The sequence below is a fragment of the Nguyenibacter vanlangensis genome (assembly GCF_013376155.1).
GTDB classification, from domain to species: domain Bacteria; phylum Pseudomonadota; class Alphaproteobacteria; order Acetobacterales; family Acetobacteraceae; genus Gluconacetobacter; species Gluconacetobacter vanlangensis.
The window spans coordinates 1-4,234 of sequence record NZ_JABXXP010000236.1; the positions used below are offsets into that span (position 1 = coordinate 1).

Annotated in this window: 3 protein-coding genes and 1 pseudogene; 2 read left to right on the plus strand and 2 right to left on the minus strand. The window is 67.2% G+C overall.

What is annotated here, in order from left to right:
• Nucleotides 1-1,729, plus strand: a 1,729-nt coding sequence (locus HUK84_RS11415; RefSeq protein WP_176640406.1) for a chloride channel protein, incomplete at its 5' end; no start/stop codon positions are given.
• A 79-nt stretch (nucleotides 1,730-1,808) separates the two neighbouring features.
• Here the strand turns inward: HUK84_RS11415 and glnA are convergent.
• Both glnA and HUK84_RS11425 read right to left on the minus strand, forming a co-directional pair.
• Nucleotides 1,809-3,269, minus strand: a complete 1,461-nt coding sequence (glnA, locus tag HUK84_RS11420) for a type I glutamate--ammonia ligase (protein WP_176640407.1) — start codon at nucleotides 3,267-3,269, stop codon at nucleotides 1,809-1,811.
• A 182-nt stretch (nucleotides 3,270-3,451) separates the two neighbouring features.
• Entirely contained in the window at nucleotides 3,452-3,790 is a 339-nt protein-coding gene (locus HUK84_RS11425) for a P-II family nitrogen regulator (RefSeq protein WP_176640408.1), read from the minus strand.
• Nucleotides 3,791-4,018: 228 nt separating this feature from the next.
• Here HUK84_RS11425 and HUK84_RS11430 point away from each other — a divergent pair.
• A pseudogene (locus HUK84_RS11430) lies at nucleotides 4,019-4,234 on the plus strand (aminotransferase); the annotation flags it as partial.

A 4,234-nucleotide genomic window follows, 5' to 3' on the forward strand; every position in this document is an offset into this window, starting at 1 on the left:
CGAGATCTGGCTGGTGATGCTGGCGGCATGCGTGGGCGCGGGGGCCGGGCTGCTGGTCGCCGCCATGACCCACGCAACATTGCTGGCGCACCGCCTGCTCTTCATGGCCGCGGGCGATGGACGGATCTCCGGCCTCGACCGCCTCGAACCGCTGCGCGCGGTGCTCGTGCCCGTCCTGGGCGGCCTGGCCTTCGGCGGACTCGGCGTGTTCATCGCCCGGTACGTCCCCGGCCGTCCCGTCGACCCGATCGAGGCCAACGCCCTGCATGGCGGCCGCATGTCCCTGCGGGACAGCGCCATCGTCGCCATCCAGACCGTATTCTCCAACAGCGTCGGCGCCTCGGTGGGACTCGAAGCCGGCTTCAGCCAGATCGGCGCCGCCGCCGGCTCGCGCATCGGCCGCATGTTCCGCGTCCGGCGCGAGGATCTGCGCCTGCTGGTCGGATGCGGCACCGCCGGCGCCATCGGGGCGGCGTTCGACGCGCCGCTGGCCGGGGCATTCTATGCGTTCGAACTGGTGATCGGCACCTATTCGCTGGCCAACCTGGCCCCCGTAGCGCTGGCCTCGATCTGCGCCATCGGGGTGACGCACCTGCTGCACAGCGCGGCGCCCGGCGTGTCGGTCATCCTGCCGGCCAGCCTGCATCTGAACGACTACCTGCCGGTAGCCACGCTGGGCATCGTCGCTGCCCTGCTCGGGGTGGCGCTGATGTATTGCGTCACCCTGGCCGAAAGCCTGTTCCGCCGCTCGGGCCTGCCGGCCTGGTCGCATCCGGCGGTCGGCGGGGCCGTCATCGGCACGATGGCGCTGGTCTCGCCCTCGGTCCTGTCCTCGGGCCACTGGGCGATGCGCATCGCGCTGGAACGGGGCCACCCCACCGGGTGGGTGCTGGTGCTGCTGGCGCTGAAGGCCGTCGCCTCGTCGGTGTCGATCGGCGCCGGGTTCCGCGGCGGCCTGTTCTATGCCTCGCTCTATCTCGGCGTGCTGACCGGGGCGGCCTTCGGCGGCGGCCTGGCGCTGGTCTCGGCCGCCGCCCCCTCGACCGAACTCTGCGCCCTGGTGGGCATGAGCGCGATGGCCGTGGCCGTCGTCGGCGCGCCCATGACCATGGTCTTCCTGGCGCTGGAAATGACCGGCAGCCTGCCGCTGACCGTCGCCGTGCTGGTCGCCTCGGTCATCTCCAGCCTGACGGTGCGCCGCACCTTCGGCTATTCCTTCGCCACCTGGCGCTTCCATCTGCGCGGCGAATCCATCCGTTCGGCGGTCGATGTCGGCTGGATCCGCACCCTGACGGTCGGGCGGATGATGCGGCGCGACGTCAAATCCCTCTGCGCCACCACCACCATACAGGCCGCCCGCCATGCCTATCCGCTGGGTTCGGCCCAGCGCATCGTCCTGGTCGATGGCGGCGGGCGCTATGTCGGGCTGCTCCAGGTGCCCGACCTGTACGCCCCCGACCTGCATGCCGAAGATGCGGATGGAACCGGCGACCTGACCCGCTTCGCCCAATATCGCGACGTCATCCTGCTGCCCCAGATGAATGTGCGCGAGGCGATCGCCCGCTTCGAACAATCCGAAAGCGACGCCCTCGCGGTGGTCGACAGCGCCGAGTCCCGCATCGTCCTGGGCATGCTGACCGAACAGCACGCCCTGCGCCGCTACAGCGAGGAACTGGACCGCACCCGCCGCGAACTGGCCGGCGAGGGCCGTCTCCACGCCCGGCTCTGAACGGCGCGACGTCCCAAAGAAAAAGGGTGCCGGCCCCCGCGGCCCGGCACCCTTTCCATGTCCGTCGATCCCGGCCGGATCAGACGGAGTAATACATTTCGAACTCGACGGGGTGCGGGATGTGCTCGAACTTGTAGACTTCCTGCCACTTGATGGCGATGTAGCTGTCGATCTGGTCCTTGGAGAACACGCCGCCGGCCAGCAGGAACTCATGGTCGGCTTCCAGGGCCAGCAGCGCCTCGCGCAGCGATCCGCAGACGGTGGGGATCTGCTTCAGTTCGTCGGGCGGCAGGTCGTACAGATCCTTGTCCATGGCGTCGCCCGGATGGATCTTGTTCTTGATGCCGTCCAGGCCGGCCATCAGCATGGCCGAGAACGCCAGGTATGGGTTCGCCGTCGGATCGGGGAAGCGCACTTCCACCCGCTTGGCCTTGGGGCTGGTCGCATACGGAATGCGGCACGACGCCGAGCGGTTGCTGGCCGAATAGGCCAGCAGCACCGGCGCCTCGAAGCCCGGGATCAGCCGCTTGTAGGAATTGGTCGAGGGGTTGGTGAACGCGTTCAGCGCCTTGGCGTGCTTGATGATGCCGCCGATGTAATACAGCGCCTGGTCGGACAGGTCGGCATAGCCGTTGCCGGCGAAGACCGGCTTGCCGCCCTTCCAGATCGACTGGTGCACGTGCATGCCCGACCCGTTGTCGCCATAGATCGGCTTGGGCATGAAGGTCGCCGTCTTGCCGTAGGAATGGGCGACGTTGTGCACGCAGTATTTGTAGATCTGCATGAAGTCGGCGGACTTCACCAGGGTGGCGAACTTGGTGCCCAGCTCGTGCTGGGACTGCGCGACCTCGTGATGGTGCTTTTCGATCGGCAGGCCCATCTCGCCCATGGTCGACAGCATCTCGGCGCGCAGGTCGGCCTCGCTGTCCACCGGCGGCACCGGGAAATAGCCGCCCTTCACCACCGGACGGTGGCCCATGTTGCCTTCCGGATAATCCTTCAGCGACGCGCCCGGACCCTCGATGCTGTCCAGCTGGTAAATGCCGAAATTCGGGCCGGTGCCGAACTTGACGCTGTCGAAGACGAAGAATTCGGCTTCCGGACCGAAGAAGGCGGTGTCGCCCAGCCCGGTCGACTTCAGATAGGCCTCGGCCAGCTTGGCGGTCGCGCGGGGGTCGCGGTTATAGAACTGCCCGGTCGAGGGCTCGATGATGTCGCAGATCAGGATCAGTTGCGGCTTGGCCGAAAACGGGTCCATGACCGCGGTCGCCGGGTCCGGCAGCAGGATCATGTCGCTCTCGTTGATGGCCTTCCAGCCGGCGATCGACGACCCGTCGAACATGAACCCGTCGCGGAACGTGTCCTGTTCGATCGTCGAGACATGCTGCGCCGTGTGCTGCCACTTGCCGCGCGGATCGGTAAAGCGCAGATCCACAAGCTCGACGGAATGCTCCTGGATCAGGCTGAACACCTTGGCGACAGCCTCGGCGGAATAGGTGGGCGTCGTCGTCGGAACTGCGCTCGGGGCTTTCTTGGCCATTCTGATTTACCTGCCTTAACTGGTGGGGCCGCTCGACACGGCGGTGAAACGGTTACGAAAATGGGGCGCCGTTGTCGATAGCCTGCCGGGCCCGCGTGCCCGCCGGCCCTGGTGCGCCGGCCCGATGGGCCGCCGGACCCGCCGGGCGGAAAAGGAAAGGGATAGGACGCGCTGGCTGGGGATCAGATGGCCTCCTCGCCCCGTTCGCCGGTCCTGATGCGGATGGCTTCCTCGACCGGCAGGATGAAGATCTTGCCGTCGCCGATGCGGCCGGTGCGGGCCGCCGCGATCACGGTGTCGACCGCGCGCTCGACCATGTCGTCGGCGCAGACGATCTCCAGCTTCACCTTCGGCAGGAAATCGACGATGTATTCCGCCCCGCGATACAGCTCGGTATGGCCCTTCTGGCGGCCGAAGCCCTTGGCCTCGGTCACCGTAATGCCCATCAGCCCGATCTCGTGCAGGGCGTCCTTTACCTCGTCCAGCTTGAACGGCTTGATGATGGCTTCGATTTTCTTCATGCCGCGTCGTCACGTCCTCGCTGCGGTCCCGGCATCACCCGGGGCCCGTTGCCACCTTACCGTTGCACGGGTTGCGCCGCCGGGCAATCGGATCGGATTGCAAAAAGGCGGCATATTCCGCACATCTGCGCGTGATCGGGCGGCAGAAGGGGCAAATCGGGCCCCGAGCGCCTTTTCGGGACGACAGAAACGGGAATCCCCACGTCGCGGATCCCGGGGAAGAAAGACATGAAATCGCCGAACAGCATGCTGTCGGGCCTGCCGACGACCATCTTCACCGTCATGTCGGCCCTGGCGGTCCAGCATGACGCCATCAATCTCGGCCAGGGCTTCCCCGACACCGAGGGCCCCGCCGACATGATCGAGGCCGCCTGCGCCGCCCTGCGCGACGGGCGCAACCAGTATCCGCCGCTGACCGGCCTGCCCGAACTGCGCGGCGCCGTC